At 61.3% G+C, this 16,375-nt stretch carries 19 protein-coding genes; 11 read left to right on the top strand and 8 right to left on the bottom strand.

Annotated elements, in window-relative coordinates; translation table 11 throughout:
* Positions 1-18 precede the first annotated feature (18 nt).
* Positions 19-495: a GNAT family N-acetyltransferase gene (locus JFV30_RS15165; protein WP_169389391.1), complete on the top strand. Its 477-nt coding sequence runs from the start codon at positions 19-21 to the stop codon at positions 493-495.
* 17 nt (positions 496-512) lie between these two features.
* Entirely contained in the window at positions 513-989 is a 477-nt protein-coding gene (locus JFV30_RS15160) for a GNAT family N-acetyltransferase (protein WP_201124478.1), read from the top strand.
* Positions 990-1,157: 168 nt separating this feature from the next.
* On the opposite strand, the gene JFV30_RS15155 is transcribed toward JFV30_RS15160, so the two are convergent.
* Entirely contained in the window at positions 1,158-1,634 is a 477-nt protein-coding gene (locus JFV30_RS15155; protein ID WP_201124477.1) for an HIT family protein, read from the bottom strand.
* A gap of 125 nt (positions 1,635-1,759) precedes the next feature.
* Here JFV30_RS15155 and JFV30_RS15150 point away from each other — a divergent pair, with 125 nt between their 5' ends.
* The gene (locus JFV30_RS15150) at positions 1,760-2,089 is read left to right on the top strand and encodes a DHCW motif cupin fold protein (protein WP_169388795.1); all 330 of its coding nucleotides are present in this window, start codon (positions 1,760-1,762) and stop codon (positions 2,087-2,089) included.
* Between the two features lie 14 nt (positions 2,090-2,103).
* On the opposite strand, the gene JFV30_RS15145 is transcribed toward JFV30_RS15150, so the two are convergent.
* The gene (locus JFV30_RS15145) at positions 2,104-3,018 is read right to left on the bottom strand and encodes a LysR family transcriptional regulator (protein WP_169388794.1); all 915 of its coding nucleotides are present in this window, start codon (positions 3,016-3,018) and stop codon (positions 2,104-2,106) included.
* A gap of 117 nt (positions 3,019-3,135) precedes the next feature.
* Between JFV30_RS15145 and JFV30_RS15140 the strand changes: the two genes are divergently transcribed.
* The gene (locus tag JFV30_RS15140) at positions 3,136-4,368 is read left to right on the top strand and encodes a cation:dicarboxylate symporter family transporter (RefSeq protein ID WP_201124476.1); all 1,233 of its coding nucleotides are present in this window, start codon (positions 3,136-3,138) and stop codon (positions 4,366-4,368) included.
* A 92-nt stretch (positions 4,369-4,460) separates the two neighbouring features.
* Here JFV30_RS15140 and JFV30_RS15135 read toward each other — a convergent pair whose 3' ends face one another.
* From JFV30_RS15135 to JFV30_RS15120, 4 genes are all read right to left on the bottom strand, one after another.
* Positions 4,461-6,071 carry an argininosuccinate lyase gene (locus tag JFV30_RS15135; protein WP_201124475.1) on the bottom strand — a complete coding sequence of 537 codons (1,611 nt, stop codon included), beginning with the start codon at positions 6,069-6,071 and terminating at the stop codon, positions 4,461-4,463.
* 20 nt (positions 6,072-6,091) lie between these two features.
* Positions 6,092-7,339: an OprD family porin gene (locus JFV30_RS15130; protein WP_010171774.1), complete on the bottom strand. Its 1,248-nt coding sequence runs from the start codon at positions 7,337-7,339 to the stop codon at positions 6,092-6,094.
* A gap of 283 nt (positions 7,340-7,622) precedes the next feature.
* A complete protein-coding gene (locus JFV30_RS15125; RefSeq protein WP_201124474.1) occupies positions 7,623-8,099 on the bottom strand; it encodes a copper chaperone PCu(A)C in 477 nt (158 codons plus the stop codon).
* Positions 8,099-8,704 (bottom strand): SCO family protein, encoded by a 606-nt coding sequence (locus JFV30_RS15120; protein ID WP_010171770.1) that lies wholly within the window; start codon positions 8,702-8,704, stop codon positions 8,099-8,101. Before JFV30_RS15120 ends, JFV30_RS15125 begins: the two co-directional genes overlap by 1 nt.
* Positions 8,705-8,969: 265 nt before the next feature.
* Here JFV30_RS15120 and JFV30_RS15115 point away from each other — a divergent pair, with 265 nt between their 5' ends.
* Together JFV30_RS15115 and JFV30_RS15110 are read left to right on the top strand one after the other, a co-directional pair.
* Complete coding sequence (locus JFV30_RS15115; RefSeq protein WP_201124473.1) at positions 8,970-9,353, top strand: DUF2946 domain-containing protein; 384 nt, start codon at positions 8,970-8,972, stop codon at positions 9,351-9,353.
* 62 nt (positions 9,354-9,415) lie between these two features.
* Positions 9,416-9,970: a putative natural product biosynthesis protein gene (locus JFV30_RS15110; RefSeq protein ID WP_201124472.1), complete on the top strand. Its 555-nt coding sequence runs from the start codon at positions 9,416-9,418 to the stop codon at positions 9,968-9,970.
* Here JFV30_RS15110 and JFV30_RS15105 read toward each other — a convergent pair.
* Entirely contained in the window at positions 9,945-10,874 is a 930-nt protein-coding gene (locus JFV30_RS15105) for an aromatic alcohol reductase (RefSeq protein WP_201124471.1), read from the bottom strand. The genes JFV30_RS15110 and JFV30_RS15105 overlap by 26 nt on opposite strands.
* A gap of 90 nt (positions 10,875-10,964) precedes the next feature.
* On the opposite strand from JFV30_RS15105, the gene JFV30_RS15100 reads away from it, so the two are divergent.
* On the top strand, positions 10,965-11,369 hold the full coding sequence (locus JFV30_RS15100; protein WP_010171762.1) for a winged helix-turn-helix transcriptional regulator: 405 nt from the start codon (positions 10,965-10,967) through the stop codon (positions 11,367-11,369).
* On the opposite strand, the gene JFV30_RS15095 is transcribed toward JFV30_RS15100, so the two are convergent.
* Positions 11,370-12,296, bottom strand: coding sequence for a LysR family transcriptional regulator (locus tag JFV30_RS15095; protein ID WP_201124470.1), 927 nt, complete (start codon positions 12,294-12,296; stop codon positions 11,370-11,372).
* Positions 12,297-12,445: 149 nt separating this feature from the next.
* Here JFV30_RS15095 and JFV30_RS15090 point away from each other — a divergent pair, with 149 nt between their 5' ends.
* The 4 genes from JFV30_RS15090 (at position 12,446) to JFV30_RS15075 (ending at position 16,267) form a co-directional block, all read left to right on the top strand.
* Positions 12,446-13,468 (top strand): zinc-dependent alcohol dehydrogenase family protein, encoded by a 1,023-nt coding sequence (locus JFV30_RS15090; protein ID WP_201124469.1) that lies wholly within the window; start codon positions 12,446-12,448, stop codon positions 13,466-13,468.
* Between the two features lie 156 nt (positions 13,469-13,624).
* Complete coding sequence (locus JFV30_RS15085; RefSeq protein ID WP_201124468.1) at positions 13,625-14,530, top strand: LysR family transcriptional regulator; 906 nt, start codon at positions 13,625-13,627, stop codon at positions 14,528-14,530.
* A gap of 93 nt (positions 14,531-14,623) precedes the next feature.
* Positions 14,624-15,640: a hypothetical protein gene (locus JFV30_RS15080; RefSeq protein ID WP_201124467.1), complete on the top strand. Its 1,017-nt coding sequence runs from the start codon at positions 14,624-14,626 to the stop codon at positions 15,638-15,640.
* Between the two features lie 126 nt (positions 15,641-15,766).
* Positions 15,767-16,267: a DUF2165 family protein gene (locus JFV30_RS15075; protein WP_201124466.1), complete on the top strand. Its 501-nt coding sequence runs from the start codon at positions 15,767-15,769 to the stop codon at positions 16,265-16,267.
* The last annotated feature ends 108 nt before the right edge of the window (positions 16,268-16,375 follow it).

The following is a 16,375-nucleotide window of genomic DNA, read 5'->3' as shown; positions in this document are numbered from 1 at the left end:
GGTGTTCGGCCGGCGTCCATGCAGGCAAACTTCACCCGAACTCAGAGGGCTTTCAACAGCATGTCCACTCTTCGCGTAATGAGCGCTGCCGACTACGACGCCGTGCTCGAACTGATGCAAAACACCCCCGGCATCTCCCTGCGCGATGCGGACTCCCGCGAGGCCACCGAGCGTTACCTGGAGCGCAACCCCGGCATGAGTTTCGTGGCCGAGGTAGAGGGTCGGCTGGTGGCGTGCGTGATGTGCGGGCACGATGGCCGTCGGGGCTATTTGCAGCACCTGCTGGTGTTGCCGGAGTATCGGCGCCAGGGTATTGCGAATGCGCTGGTTGAGCGCTGCCTCAACAGCCTTGCGCAGCTCGGCATTCGCAAATGCCACCTGGATGTGTTCAAGACCAATGACAGCGCCGCCCGTTATTGGCAAGGCCAGGGCTGGCAGTTGAGGACCGATATTGACCGCTATTCGTTTACCCGACCGGGTGACGAGAATGCCTGATGTCCATGGAGGGACAGATGCTCGAGATAAGACGCGCCACGCAGGACGATGCACAGACCGCGTTTGATATTCGCTTGTTGGCCATACGCAGCCAATGCATCGGCGCCTATACGGCGGAACAGATGATGCTGTGGACCCGGGGCTGCGCCGAGGATGGTTATGACACGCTGATGGACAAGCATTTTTACCTGGGATGTATCAACGGTGAGCCGGTGGCTACCGGCATGCTGGACCTGGCGAACAACGAAATCGGTGCGCTGTTCGTGCTGCCCGGGTTTACCGGACGCGGGATTGGCAAGCAGATGGTGGCGTATCTGGAGGCGCTGGCGCGGGAATTGGGGATCGAGGAGGTGATCCTGGACGCGACGTTGAACGCGGCGGATTTTTACCGGCGACACGGCTATGTGGGCAGCGAACAGGCGATTTACCATTCGCCATCGGGGTTGCAACTGGCGTGTATTCCGATGCGCAAACACCTGTACCGTTCGCACTGACACCCCAAAAAAAACTGTGGCGATGGGGCTTGCTGTGGTGAGGGGGCTTGTCCCCCGTTGGGCTGCGAAGCGGCCCCAATAAGGCGACTGCGGTCTTGCAGGCAGAACTCAGTGACTGTTTTGGGGCTGCTGCGCAGCCCAACGGGGGACAAGCCCCCTCGCCACAGGTCATGTCTTGAATGCCCCACGCAAACGCTTGATCACCTCGTCTACAGCGGGACCTTGTACCGCCGGTGGAGTAGGGCTCTCACCAAACTCTCGCCAGATAAAAAATGTCAGTTCGGCTCCGTCGGTAGCCTCCTGCGGCACCCCGAAACTCTGCAACACCCGATAGCGCTCATCCCCCCAGAACAACGCTTCCACCCACTCGTAAACCGGAATGAAATGAAAGTGCAGCGGGAAGCCCGGCATATGCCCGAACCGGCTGATATAAAGCCACTTGGGCTGCAGTTGCGCCTCCATGATTCGCTGGGTTTTGGCCAATAACCCACCCAGCTCTGCGAGCGCCGCCTCGGGCATGTCCGCCAGTGAGTGGGCCGGCACCTTGGCACCCAGCATCAGGTAGCCCGGCAGTGCGGATGACAGGTGATGATTGAGCAGCCAATGCTCGGTCTCATGCACAACAAAGGATGGATCGATCTTCATCGACGGGCGTCCATGCGGAGGAGGGTGCAGGATACTGTATCCCGCAAATGCAGTGGATCTGTCTCTATCGCTGTGCGCACCTGTTCAGTAGGTTCTGACCATCTGCATTCACCGCCGAGACCCTCATGAACCTGACCGCAATTCCCTTTGGCACCACCGACTGGTCGACCCTCGAACCGGTGCTGCATCCCGGCGAAACCGGCAGCGCGTATTGGCGCACCTGCCAGTTCGGTTCAACCCGCGTGCGCATGGTCGAATACAGCGCCGGTTACCTCGCCGATCACTGGTGTTGGCGCGGGCATATCCTGCTGTGCCTGGAGGGCGAGTTGCACACCGAGCTGGAGGACGGCCGGCAGTTCACGCTGACGGCCGGGATGAGTTACCAGGTGGGCAACGACATGGAGGGACATCGCTCATCCACAGCCATCGGGGCGAAGTTGTTTGTGGTGGATTGACGTTTTATCGGCCCTCACCCCTTGCGGTAAACCCCCGCCAACTCCCGCGCCAACCCAATGAAGTTCTGCAACGGCGCTGACGGATTGAACGTGCGCCTGACCAGGGTGATCGGCGCCAGCAACCTTGGTCGCGCATCGCTGATCCGGCAGTACACCACGCTCTCGCGGTGCACATCACGCATCGACGCCGGCACCACCGAGATGCCCTCACCGGCGGCCACCAGGCTGACGTTGGTCAGCATGCGTTCCACTTCAAAGGCAATCTTCGGCTCGAAGCCGGCGTTCTGGCAGGCCTTGATCAGGTTGGCGTACATCCCCGGTGCGCCGGGGCGGCGGACCAGGATGAAGCGTTCGTTTTTGAGGTCGGCCATGGTGATCTTGGGCTCGGCACCCTTGAGCAACGGGTGCCCGACGGGCAGGGTCAGCAGCATTTCTTCGTTGAGCAGGCGGTGGAACGTCAGGCTCTGGTGGTCGCCCACCGGGGCGCGCAGGATGCCGATGTCGATGCGTTTTTCGATGGTGTCTTCGGTGACTTCCCGGGCGCTGCCTTCGTTGATCGAGAGTTCCACGCCGGGGTATTGCTCGCGGTAGGCGCGGATGATTCGTGGGATCAGCGGGTGGGCGGCGGCGGAGCTGGTGAAGGCGATGACCAGGGTGCCTTCGATGCCCTGGGCGGCGCGGGCAGCCTTGAGCGAGCCTTGCTCGACACGGGCGAGGATGATCCGCGCTTCATCGAGAAACACCAGGCCGCCGGCGGTCAGGTCGACACCCTTGGGGTGACGCTTGAACAGGTCGAACCCCAGCTCTTGCTCCAGAGCGCGAATCTGTTGGCTGAGGGGCGGTTGCTGCATGTTCAGGCGGGCGGCGGCGCGGGTGAAATGTCGCTCTTCGGCCACCATGATGAAATAACGTAAATGGCGAAGTTCCATGGTGGTATATCCCGTGACAAGACTTTATTATTTGTGGCCTGATGCGCCTTGGCGACCAATATGCCGAAAGTGGCCTGATCCGACAATAACAATAAATAAAAAGACCATGGAGCATTGATGTCGAGCCGATTTTTCAATAACGCCACCCTGCCTATTTTGATTGCCATTGCACTTGGCATGGTGTTAGGGCTGTTTTATCCGGGTGTCGCGGTTGAGATGAAACTGCTCAGTGACACCTTTATAAAAGTGGTCGGGTTATTGATGCCGTTTCTGTTGTTTGTGCTGGTATCGACCGGTGTCGCCGGGATCAAGCGCGAACCCCACCACCGGCACGTCGTGGGCCGAATTGTCCTGTATTTTCAGCTGATGTCCCTGGCCGCGCTGCTGCTGGGGATGGCGACGGGGTGGCTGTTCAACCTCGATCATGGGGCGGTGGCCAACCTGGATTTTGATCACCTGACACCGCCCGTCGCGCCGGAAACACTGCTGCACGAGCTGTCGATGACCTCGATTTCGTCCAGTCTCTACAAGGTGTTCACCCAAAGCCTGGTGCTGCAGGTGATGCTGGTGGCGGTGCTGTGCGGGCTGATGCTGGGGCGGGGCGGCCAAGTCGGCAACCGCTGCCTGGGCTGGCTGGAAGCAGCCGTCGCCGGGTTGTTCTGGCTGCTGCGGGTTATCTTGAAATTCGCACCGTTGGCGGCGTTCGGTGCGATGGCATTTGTGGTGGGAAAGTACGGTTTAAGTTCGGTGTTGCCGCTCTTGAAGTTCATTGTGGTTATTTATCTGGCGTGCGCCGTTTTCGTTATTTTAGTGTTCGCCACGATTACACGCCTGCTCGGCGTTAAATTGACTCGGCTCATTGTTTACTTGAAAGAAGAGTTGTTGTTGGTGACGTTTACCGGCTCGTCAGTGGCTGCACTTCCTGGTTGTGTGAGCAAACTTGAGGCGTTGGGCTGTGATCGCCAATTAGTGCGCCTGGTGCTGACCACCGGTTATACCTTCAATTTGGCGGGCACCAACATTTACCTGACCACCGCCATCATGTTCCTGGCGCATCTGGCTGGTGTGGAGATTGCCGTGCCCGAGTTGCTGGCGGTGCTGGTGATCTGCCTGTTCACCTCGCTTGGGTCCACCAGCGTCGCGGGCTCGGCGCTGTTTACCCTGATTGCGACGTTGAACATCCTGCAACTGGTGCCGCTGGAAGGGGTGGGATTGTTGTTGGGGGTGGAGCGGCTGATGAAGTGTCGGTCGTTGACCAATGTGCTGGGCAATTGTGTGGCGTGCCTGGCGATTTGCGGGTGGCAGGTGGCGATTGATCGTGAGGTATTGAAGCGGGAGCTGAGTCACTGAGCCAAACACAATGTCCAGCCCCATACTCGGTCAAATGTGGGAGCGGGCTTGCTCGCTCCCACACAAGCCCGCTCCCACATTCAGATTGCATTTCAGCCCTTGGCGTTCAGCAACTTGTCGAAGGCCTTGTCCAGATTGCCTTCCGCACCTTTCAATTTCTCACGTCGTTCCTTCAACCAGCTCTGGTCTGCGTCGAGGTTCTTGCGCGCTTCCACCAACATCCGCTTGACCTCTTCCGGCTGCGGCCCACCCGTGCCTTTACGGGTCTTGACCATCGTCGTCGGCGACAGCGCCGCACGGAAACCCGCCTCATCCAGCGGCAAGGCATTCGGTGTCCATTTGTATTTGTCCGCTGCCTGGGTGTACAGCTTCTGCGCGTCCGCATACGGGAAGGTCTTCGGCGTGGTGCCGTTGCTGCGCGCCTCGGTGACGATCAACGAAGCGAAGCTGTGGCCAATGCGGAACGGCACCTTGAACTGACGCTCCAGGGTGTCGGCCAGCTCCATCGAGGTGGTCCACTCCGACTCCAGTTCATCCAGCGCACGCTGCGGGTTGATTTGCAGCGCGTCCAGCACGGCATCCATGCTTTTGAACATCTCGTCGGTGGACTGGAACAGGCCCAGTGAATCAAACGCGAACTTGTAGTCGGTCATGCCGGTGGTGACGTTATGCGCGCGCAAGGTCACGGTTTGCGCCAGGCCCACCACATCCGAGGCCGATTCGCGGGTGCGCATCAACAAGCCCGGGTTGCGTTTTTGCGGCATTGCACTGCTGGTGTAAGTGGACTCTTCGTCCAGCAGCAGCCATGGGCGGATCTGATGGTATTGGGTATGGATATCGCCAATCATCGCGCCGATGCGGATCGCCGAAGACGCCGCCAGGTTGGCCGCTTCGATCGGGATGTCATAGGTCGACACCTGGCTCGAGTCCAGGGAGTTTTCCCGCACGCCGTCAAAGCCCAGCAACTCGGCCAGGCGTTCGCGGTTCAGCGGGTAGGCGGAGTTCGCCAGCACCGCGGTGCCCATCGGGCTCTGGTTGAGGCGGGTGTAGAGTTCCCGGATGCGCTGGCCGTCACGGTCAAACGCGGCTTCGAACGCCAGCAGGTAATGCGCATAGCTGATGGGCATCGCCTGCACGCCGTTGGTGTAGGCGGGCACCAGGGTGTCGATGTTCTTGTCGGCGATGTTCAGGATGCGTTGGCGGGTGGCGTTCAGTGCGTCGCTGTAGGCCAATACCTGTGAGCGCAGTTTGGCCAGGCGGTAGGTGGCGAGCATGTCCTGGCGGCTGCGGCCGGAGTGGATCAGGGAGGCTTCCGGACCGATTTTGTCGGTCATGATTTTTTCCAGTTGCAGCACGTCTTCCGGGCGTTTGCCGTCAGGCTGGTCGGCCTGGTCGATGGCAAAACGTACACCGCCGGCGATCTTGTGGCCCATGTCCGGTTTCACGATGCCTTCTTCGGTGAGCATCACGATCGAGGCTTTGTTGATGCGGTTCAGCCAGGCGAACTGGGTTTGGGTCGGGTCACCCTTGGCCTTGTGGGCCGTTTGCGAAGAGCCCGGCGTGGCGCCGACTTTGGCCGCCTGGGCCGCGCACTCTTCGGTGGTCTTGCAGGGCAGCGCACCGGTGTCGGCGGCGTAGGCGCCGTAACTGCTGAACAGGGCAAGGGCGACGGCCAGGTGGATCAGGCTTTTTTTGGTATTCATGTGCAACGCTCCGGGAAAAATCACAGCAAGGGCAGGGTGTAGCTGACGATAAAGCGGTTCTGGTCGATATCGCTGCCGCTGCCATTGCTGCGATACGTGCCATTGCGCCATTTCACTTCAAGGTTCTTCAGGGCACCGCTCTGGAACACGTAGCCGATATCGGTATTGCGCTCCCACTCGGTGCCTTCCAGGGTGCGAGTCCGCACGAAGTTGTCGCCTTTGAGGTAGCGGGTCATGAAGGTCAGGCCGGGGATGCCGAGGGCGGCGAAGTCATAGTCGTAGCGGGCCTGCCAGGACTTTTCCTCGGGGTTGGCGAAGTCCGGCGAGATCATCACGTAGTTCACGAGGTAGGAGTCGGTGCCGTCCAGGTGGGGGAAGCCGGTGGTGCCTTTCATGCGCTGGTAGGCGGCGCCGAACGAGTGGCCATGGATGCTGTAGGTGAACTTGGCGCCGAAGGCCTGGTTGTCGATGTTGCTGTTGCCTTCCTTGCTGGAGTCGGCGTATCGCAGGTCGGTCTTGAACGACTGGGCGTCGCCCAACGGCAGGGTGTGGACCAGGTTGAAGATGTGCTGCTTGTAGTTGTTCTCGAGGTTGGCGTAGTGGTAGCCGGTGACGAGGGTTTTGGTCCAGGCGTAGCTGGCACTGGCGAAGTCGAATTTATCGCTGGGCACGGCGCCCTTGATGCCTTTGCCATCGACTTCGATGTCGGCATGGCCGCTGTCGTTGCGCAGGGTGTTGCTGGTCAGGCGCCCGGCGTCGAAGGTCAGGCCGGCGATGTCCTGGCTGGTCAGTTGGGTGCCGCGAAACGTCTGGGGCAGCAGCCTGCCGTCGTTGGGCAGCACAGTCGGCAGCTTGGGGATCAACGTGCCGAATTTCAGCACGCTTTTGGAGATGCGCGCCTTGGCCGTGGCGCCCATTCGGCTGTAGCTGTCCGGCGCGCCGTCCTCGCCCACGGGGAGCAGGCCGGTGTTTTGACGGTCGGGGCTGGAGTCCAGTTTCAGGCCCTGCAGGCCGATGGCATCGAGGCCAAAGCCCACCAGGCCTTCGGTATAACCCGACTGGTAATTGAGGATCAGCCCTTGGGCCCACTCATCGCGTTTGGACTGGCTCGCGTTGGGCTGGCGGTAATCGCTGTTGAAGTAGAAGTTGCGAAATTCGAGGTCGGCCTTGCTGTCTTTGAAAAAGTCAGCTTCGGCAAAGGTAGGGAAGGCAAGGGTCAAACCGAGGGTGGCCGAAGTCAGTCCCAGGGTAATGGGGGATTTGTTCATTGTTATTCCCGTTGTCTGCTGCTTGTTTTTAGAATTATTTGGCCGGACGGCGACAGGGAGACGCGTCCGGCTTGCGCAGGCTAACGAGTTGTTTTGCAGATTGAAAATATATAGAAAGTGTTGAGGCGAGAGGTTTTAAATATGAGGGTGTTTCGCTGTGGTGAGGGGGGCTTGTCCTGTAGCGAGGGGGCTTGTCCCCCGTTGGAGTGCGCAGCGCTCCCGCTTTTTTGGGGCCGCTACGCAGCCCAACGGGGACAAGCCCCCTCACCACAAGTAACGGCGATCAATGCATCTTGCTGTGATCCATCGTTTCCATCGCATTCAACGCACGGGCTTCGGCCTTGACTTCAATCAGCTGCTTTTCACCCTTGGCATTTTCCACGGTGACGGTCAGCGGTACCTGGTCGCCTTCCTTGATCTGGGCTGTGAGGTCGATCAGCATCACGTGATAACCGTCCGGGTCGAGCTTCACGGCCTTGCCGGCCGGCAATGGCACCGAATCCACCGGGCCCATGCGCATCACGTCGTCCTTCATGGTCATCTCATGAATCTGCACGGTCTTGGCGACCGGCGACGCCACACTGAGCAGTTTGCTGTCGGTGTCGGCCGTCACGGTCATGAAGGCGCCGCTGGACGGCTGGCCCGGTACCGAGGCGCGTACCCAGGCGTCGGTGACCACTGCCTGTGCACTGGCGTGTGCCGCGAGGCCCAGCAGGGAGAGACCGAGGGCGATGCGCTTGAAGTGTTGAACGGCAGTCATTAGCAGACCTCCATGACGGTGAGCAGGTCTTCTGCGCACTCTTTGGCGTTAAGCGAAGCGGACAGGCCCAGGCGCAGGGTGCCCCGGGTGTCGAACACAAAGCTGGTGGCGGTGTGGGAGAGGGTGTAGCTGTCGCCGGCGGGGATCTTTTCATAAAAGATCCCGAATTCCTTGGCGGCCACGGCGATTTCTTCCGGGGTGCCGTACAGCGCCTTGAAGCTCGGGTCGAAGGCCTTGACGTAGGCGTCGAGAATCTCGGGGGTGTCGCGCTCGGGATCGAGGGTGATAAACACCACCTGCATGATCTTGCCGTCGCGGCCCATCAGTTTTTTCGCCTGGGCCATGCGTGCCAGGGTGGTCGGGCACACGGCCGGGCACTGGGTGAAGCCGAAGAACACCACCGGCATCAAGCCGCGGAAGGAACTCAAGGTGACGGTTTCACCGTCGGTGTTCTTGAGCTTGAAGGTACGGCCCATGATCTTGTCGCTCAGATCCTTGCCGTACTTGAAGTTCAGTTTCGGGCTGTTGTCACAGCCGGCCAGCAGGCCCAGGCCCAGCAATCCCATGCCGGTGAGGACCTTGCGGCGGGTGAATAACGTACTCATCAACTGTGCATCCTGTGAAGCGCCTGGGTACCACGAAGCGTTAAATCAGGCGAGGAGAGCGTGGCATTCTAACAACCCCTGCCTGCGGGCGTAATCTGCGACGTTCTGTCACAGGTGTGGCAGGGCAAGGCCAAATGTGGGCGCTGTCGAGCTTTAGCGAGGCTGCGAAGGTATCGCTTCGGTGCCCCTGCAAGGTCGCGGCGCCTGCATCGCAGCCTCGCTAAAGCTCGACAGCTCCTACAGGGGGAGTGGTAAAGTCGCCGCCATGAAACTGACCCGCCCGGACCGTTCACTCATTGCCTGGACCTTGTATTTTTGCGTCCTGTTCAATGTGTTCGTCTGTGGTTTGGGCCATGGGCAGATGATGGGCCTGGAGCTCAACGGCCTGGGTGGGCAATTCTGTTCAAGCCTGGGCACCAAGGCGCCGGCCTCGGACTCAGGCCTTGGCAACCCGACGGCCAGCAGCTGGTCGAACTTCTTCGCGTGCCCGGTGTGCTCCGCCGTGACCCTGGGCATCGTCTTCCTGTTTGGCCTGGCCTGGCTGTTGGGCCTTGGGCAAAAGCCGCGCCCGGCCCATGAGCGGCGCAACAAGGCCCCTCCGCGTTACTCCTGGCCCTCGGCCAACCCTCGCGCTTCCCCTGCATTCTGACGTGTGCCCCGGGCTTCCTGTTACCAGGAGGCGTTCTATCGTCACGAGTGTGAGTGCGTTCCATGAGCTCTATCCTGCCTTCCGGCGCTGCCCGCCTGGTCAGCAAGGCGTCGCGCCGTCCGACACGCGGCGAAGTATTGTTGCCGTCTGTCGAATACCCGAGTAATGCCCGCTGTTTCGTCCACCTGGACGCACGGTTGCTGCCGTACTGGCACACCTTGTTCGACATCTGCCCCGGCTTGCTCAAGCTCGACCCGCCAGAGGGCCTGAACCTGTTTCGCAGTTTCATGACCTGGGCGTACCGCAACCGTCCGTCGCTGAACTGGACCTATCACGTGAGTGTGTGCCGTTGGTTGCTCGGTTCGGTGTATCGCACGCAGATCGATGAAGAACCCATCGAAGCGTTCATGACGGCGGCAGCGGCCCGCTGGGTCAGTGATGACTCCAGCCAGGCCCGGGGCGTGGTCGTGGCCTGGCAAGGTTCGCCCCTGCCGGTGGTGGACTGGAAGCCGGGCTGTGGCGGGCAACTGCCAACGTTGCCGCCGCCGCCCGGGGATTTCGCCTGGTGCGCGCTGGATGGGCAGGGGCGGTTCAGCGGGTGGTTGCCGGTGCCTTGAGGTTCTGCCCGATCCACTGGGCAACGCTGGTCACGGCGATTTGCCGTTGCGCGTTGAAGGTGATGGCGGGGTCCCAGGACACGCCGTCGCCTTGGGCGAAGGCCACCCGGTATTTCATCAGGTTGTCCCCGGGCACGGCGGCCAGTTCGGCCTCCAGGTAGGGCACCGACCAGCGTTCGCGTTTCAGCGTGCGACCCAGTTGCGCATCCACCGTATCGGCCAGCTCGCCATAGGTCAGGGTGTCGCCGGCGGTGTACACCACCTGATTGGCGATCGGCGGTTCGCTGAACAGGATGCGCGCGGTCAGCAGCCCTATGTCTTCCGGGGTGGTGACGGTGACGGCGGTGTCCCAGTCCCCCAGTGCGTGCACGGTATTTTGCGCCAGGTCGACGACGCCGAAGGACGGTTCAAACAGGAAGCTGGTGAACATCCCGGTGGAGACGATTACCCAGTGCGTGCCTTGCTGGGCGCGCAGCAAGTCGCGCACGTCGAGCTGTTCATCCCACAGGTCCTGGGCCGAGCCGCGGCCGATCACGTCGTAATCCACACCGAACTGCCACGGCACGTAGCGCTTCACACCGCCCGCGATGGCGGCGCGGGTCAGTTTGCGCTGGGTACCGGCGCCGGCGGCAAAACCGATGCAACTGATCACGGTGTGATAGTCGGCGAACACCGTTGCCAGTTCAGCCTCGGAGTCGTTGGCCAAATCACCGGCCAGCAGCTCGATGCCCAGGGCGCGCAGCTCAGTGATTTCCTTTTGTTTGGCGGGGTCGGTGGCGTTCAGTGTGGCGGGGCGCAGCAACACGGTGACCGGCACGTTTTTCGGGGCGGCCAGGCGTGACAATTGGCGCAATACCGCCAGGCCCAGTTCGCCGGCGCCCAGTACAAGAATCGAAGCAGTCATAGGGTTCTCGGTTCAGGTGAAAGTCGTGCCATGCTTGCAGAATTGCCGACCGCGCATAAGAAGGCACACCAGTGATACCGGGAGTAGAAGGTGGATAACGACGAGATCATCAGGCGTTCACAAGCCGCCTGCGACGCCCTTAGCGCCGATGAAGACGGACTCAAGCGCCAGGTGTTGACCCATGCGGGAAACCGCTGGTCACTGGGCATCGTGCACCTGTTGGGGGTGAACGGGCGACTGCGTCACGCCGAGATTGGCCGGCGCATGGAGGGCGTCACCCAGCGCATGCTCACGCGCACCTTGCGCCAACTGGAACGCGACGGCCTGGTGTTGCGCCATGACTTTCAGGAGGTGCCGCCCAAGGTCGAATACCAGCTGTCGGAGCTGGGCAAACAACTGCTGGTGCACATGATTCCGCTGTGGACCTGGGTGGTGGAAAACGCCGGTGAGTTCAGGCGTTCCCGGGAGCAGTTTGACGTTGAGCAAGCACCCTGATCAGGGCTTGGGCCGGCAGTCTGCACGGGTGCTGCCAGCTCCATCCTCGGGAAACAGGTGGGCATGCAGGAAGTCGATAAACACCCGCAGCTTTGGCGTTGGATGCCGGCCCGAGGGCCACATGATCCGGAAGTTCTCCGCTTCCGAACAGTCCTTGAGTACCGGCACCAACTGCCCGCTGTCGAGCCATTCACGGATGGCAAAATCCGCCAGGTAAGCGATGCCGATGCCCTGCAACGCAAAGCAGATGCGCGCTTCCAGGTTGTTGCAGACCATCGCGGCGGGCAGCGGGAAATCGGGCTCAGCACCGTCCTGGCCCAGGGGCCAGCGTTGCATCTTGCCGGTGTTGGGATAGCGGAATTTGATGCATGCATGGTGGGCCAGGTCTTCCGGCTGTTGCGGCGTACCGCGTTCGGCCAGGTAAGCCGGTGACGCCACCAGCAGCATCCGATAGCCGCCCAGCAGGCGCGAGGTAAGGCGCGAGTCGGGTGCTTCGCCGCTGCGCAGTACGGCGTCGTAACCTTCCTCTACCACGTCCACGCGGCGATCGGTAAAACTCAGGTCCAGCTCGACCTCGGGGTAGGTCTTCTTGAACTGCGCGAGCACCGGCAGAAACGGGTGGCCCACCAGCGGCAGGCTGACTTTGAGCCGGCCACGGGGCGCCGACACGGTTTGCGAAAGCTCGGCTTCGGCCTCGTCGATCTCCATCAGGATGCGCCGGCTGCGCTCCAGGAACAGCTCGCCCTCGGCAGTCAGCGTGACGCTGCGGGTGCTGCGGTTAAACAGGCGCACACCCAGGCGTTCCTCCAGGCGCACCACGCTCTTGCCGACCGCCGAGGCCGTCACCCCCAGTACGCGCCCGGCGGCGACAAAGCTGCGGGTTTCGGCGACCTGCACAAAAACATTCAGGGTGTTGAGGCTGTCCATCGAGGCTCCGGTTTGGCTGAGGCGAGGCCTGGCTACCTTATCCCGATTGCGGAACAAAAGCTCCGTAGACAGTGGAGCCGGCGCCCCCTTAATCCCGTGAGGCCAGGCCCATATCCTTGTGGCATTGCCCATTCACGAGGAATACCAAGATGATCGACACCATGAAACGCTGGGAAATACCTGCACTGGGACTGCACACACTGCGCCTTGCCGACGTGCCACGCCCCACCGCGAAGGCGGGGGAAGTGCTGGTGCGCGTCGAGGCCGTCTCGCTCAATTATCGCGACGGTGAAGTGGTGGATAACAGCATGGGGGCGGAACTCACTTTTCCGTTCACGCCTGCCTCCGACATGGCGGGGACGGTGGTCGCCGTGGGCGAGGGCGTTACGCGTTTCAAGGTGGGCGACAAGCTGCTGTCGACGTTTTTTGCCGGGTGGGTCGATGGCGCTCCGCTGTCCTGGAGTGAAGCGCCGCCTCAGGGAGGCCCGCTCCCCGGCATGCTCGCCGAGTACGTGGCAACGCCTGCCGAATGGTGTGTGCATGCGCCCCTCAGCCTCACCGCCGGGCAGGCCAGCACCTTGCCAGTGGCCGCCTTGACGGCGTGGATGGCGCTGTTCGAACTGGGCCACCTGCACGCCGGACATACCGTGGTGGTGCAGGGCACCGGTGGCGTCTCGCTGTTTGCGGTGCAACTGGCAGCGGCCAATGGTGCCTGCGTTATCATCACCAGTAGCAGCGATGAAAAGATTGCGCGCGCCATCGAGCTGGGTGCCACCCATGGCATCAACCGCAGCCGGGTACCGGAATGGCACACGGCGGTGCAGGCGCTGACCGATGGGCGTGGCGCCGAACATATCCTGGAAATGGCCGGCGGTGACAACCTCACGCGTTCCCTGCACGCGGTAGCCAACGGCGGTCGCATCTCGGTGATCGGCTTGTTGGAGAGTGATCAATTGACTGCCCCGGTCATGGCGTTGCTGGCCAAGCGGGCGTCCATCATCGGCATCTCCGTGGGGCCGCGCCGGGCGTTGGAAGACCTGATTGCCATGATCGACCGCCACGGCATCGAGCCGGTAATCGATCACACCTACGGTTTCGATCAAGTGCCCGAAGCCTTCGCTCATCTCGGGCACGGTGCCTTCGGCAAGATCGTGATCGAGGTCGGCCGGTGATCTACATCAGATAAGGCGGAATTTTGTGCCAGATCAAAAGGGCTGTAAAGCCGCAGGTTGGCCTACTGAAAAACCGTCGGATTGGCTAGGGCGCTTGGGTTTCCGGTTGGGTACTGTCGAGGCTTTTGGCGTGCGCCCTTCAAGGAAACCCCACCGATGTCCATCGGAAAAAACTTCGCCGGCGTCATCGCCTTCATGAAAGTCGCGGCCAGCGAAAGCTTCAGCGAGGCAGCACGCGACCTGGGCATTTCAGTGCCTTCGGTGAGTCGCAGCATTACGCGCCTGGAAACCCAACTGGCAATCAAGCTGCTGGAACGCACGACCCACAGCGTGGCGGTCACGCAGGAAGGGCGACGGTTTTTTGAAGAGTGCCTGCCCAGTGTCGAGCATCTGTTGCGCACGACCGAAGCGCTGAAACACGCTACCCAGTCGCCGTCCGGCGTAGTGCGCGTGAGCTCTACCGTGGGCTTTGGGCGCAAGTGCATTGCGCCGTTGCTGCCTGGGTTCTGTAACGCACACCCGGACATCACCCTCGAATTTGACCTGAACGATCGCCACGTGGATTTCTCCGAGGGCCGGGTGGATGTCGCGATCCGCAACGGTCGGCTTGAGGACGCCGATGTCATTGCCAAACAGCTGGCGCCGATGAGTTTCGTCACCTGTGCCGCGCCCGAGTATCTGCAGCGAGCCGGTTACCCGCAGACCCTTGAAGACCTGGCGGCGCACAAAACCATCGCCTTTCGCCTGGCGCAATCGGGCAAGCCGCATGTGTGGGAGTTTGAAGTCAATGGGCAGTTCATGCGCCTCCCGTTGCCTTACAACCAGTTGTTCAATGACCCGGAGCTAGTGGCGCTCGCGGCCGTAGCCGGTGGTGGTGTGGCACAGCTGGCCGGCTATCAGGCGCAGCACTGGATCGCGCAACAGCGTTTGATCGTTTTGCTGCCGGGTTATGCGGCGAAGGCGCGGGGCAGGGGGCATTACATCTGCTATCGGCAGCGCGACAAGATACCGCTGCGGGTCAAGCTGTTCGTCGACTACATGGTGCAAGCCTTCCAGGCATGACCATTGGGTAAAAGGCTTTTGCCTGGGTGCCTAATTGTCGCGGGTGGCGATGGCTGGGCACTATCCGGTGATATTTATCACCGGGAAATCAATATGTTAAGCAAAGCTATCAAACCCTGGCTGGAGTGGCTATGGGTGCTGCCCTTCGCTGCGGCGCTGTACTATCCGTGGGCGCTGGCGTGGAGTAACCAGGCGCATGTGGCAGGCGCCGGCACCCCGGTCGTCCTGGCGTTGATCCTGAGTGCCTATGCCGTGCCGCTGCTTGCGTTTGCCTGTGTGTATGTGACCGGTGTCCAGCCGGTGATGAGCACGCGTCTGGTGCTGGCGCGGCGCTTGTCGTGCCTTGCGGTGGCGGCGCCTCCCGCGTACACGCTGATGGGCGTCGTGCTGTACCTGATGAAAATCTACGGCCACGACATCGCGGTATGGAGCAGCCTGTGGCTGGCACTGACGGGCTTTTTTGCGATGGTGTCGTCAACGGGCCCGAGCATCAGCCTGGTGACCTCCGACAAGACCTATATCAAGCTGCGTGTCGCCCACGGCATCACCTCGGTGGCGATCCTGTTGGTGTTTCTCGCGCCGCACCTGTTCAACCACCTGCTGGGTGTACTGGGTACCGATGTGCATAAGTCGGTGATGGAGGCGCTGCGAGTGGTGTATCGCAATGGCGTGTTGGAGCCGGTGATCATCGTCACGTTTTTCTTCCAGATTCTCAGCGGGCTGGTGTTGATTCGCCCGAAAACCGTCACCCGCGCCGATCTGCTGGATGCCTTGCAGACTGCGTCAGGTGCGTATTTGTCGCTGTTTATCGCGTCCCATATCAACTCGGTGTTTACCCTGGCGCGTTATTTCGGCACCGACACCGATTACGCCTGGGCCGTGGCCGAGCCGGTAGGGTTGCTGGCGGATCCGTGGAGCATTCGGCTGCTGCCGCATTACTCCCTGGCGGTGTTCTTGCTGATTGCGCACTTGGGTTGCGGTTTGCGTGGTGTGTTGCGTAACCACAATGTCATCGAGTCGCGCAGTTTGCTGGCGACCTGGTGGGTTATTGGGGTGGGCGGCGTGATCACAATCATCATTACCAGCGGCATGCTCGGCGTGCGGGTTTAGGCCGTTGGCGGCACCTGCAAAAAGTAATGTCTTGTGTAAGTTAAAGCGCTCACCGTATTATCCAAGCAAGTTCTTGTGTATATGGCTGAAACCCGATTTGCCCTTTCAGTGAATATGGAGGTTTGGATGAGCGTGGACGCATTGCTGCCGGGTGGTTCCACCGGTCTGTTCCTGGGGACGCAGGCCCTGGGCTTGAGTGTCTGGCTGACCGTCGCGGTGCTTAACAACGGGCAGGCTTTTCGCAGCTCGGTGGGTGCCGTGGGCGCGACCATGGCCATGGCGCCGCTGCACCAAGCTCCGGCTATCGATACGCCCTTGTTGAGGCGTGCGGTGCGCTCGCCACGCCTCCATCAGTGGGCACTGCTGATAGTGCTGGCCCTGCAAGTTGTCGCGGCAGTGGCGGCGTGGGCCGGCAGCTACCAATTGGTCCTCGGCGACGGCCTGGCGGCGGCCCGGCCATGGCTCAATCTCGCCCTCAGCGGCTTCTCGGCGTTCGTTTTCACGATGCTGCTGGGCGGCTTGTGGTTCGGCTATTGGATTCGCCAGGAGGGCTTGCAGCTGACGCATTTGGTGCTGCTGGTCTGGGCGCTGTTGGCATTTGCCTTGTTCAATCTGCAAGGGGCCTGACCTTGGCTTGAGGCCGAGGCTGCGATGGACTGCGCAGCTTTCGTGAAGCCTGACCCGTTGGTGTATCCGGGACACTGCGGTGATGGAATTACGGTTGCTGCGCAGCCC

The sequence above is a fragment of the Pseudomonas sp. TH32 genome (assembly GCF_016650855.1).
Lineage (GTDB): Bacteria > Pseudomonadota > Gammaproteobacteria > Pseudomonadales > Pseudomonadaceae > Aquipseudomonas.
Note: the sequence above shows the minus strand (reverse complement) of the source record. Positions and strands in the feature narration are given on the sequence as shown.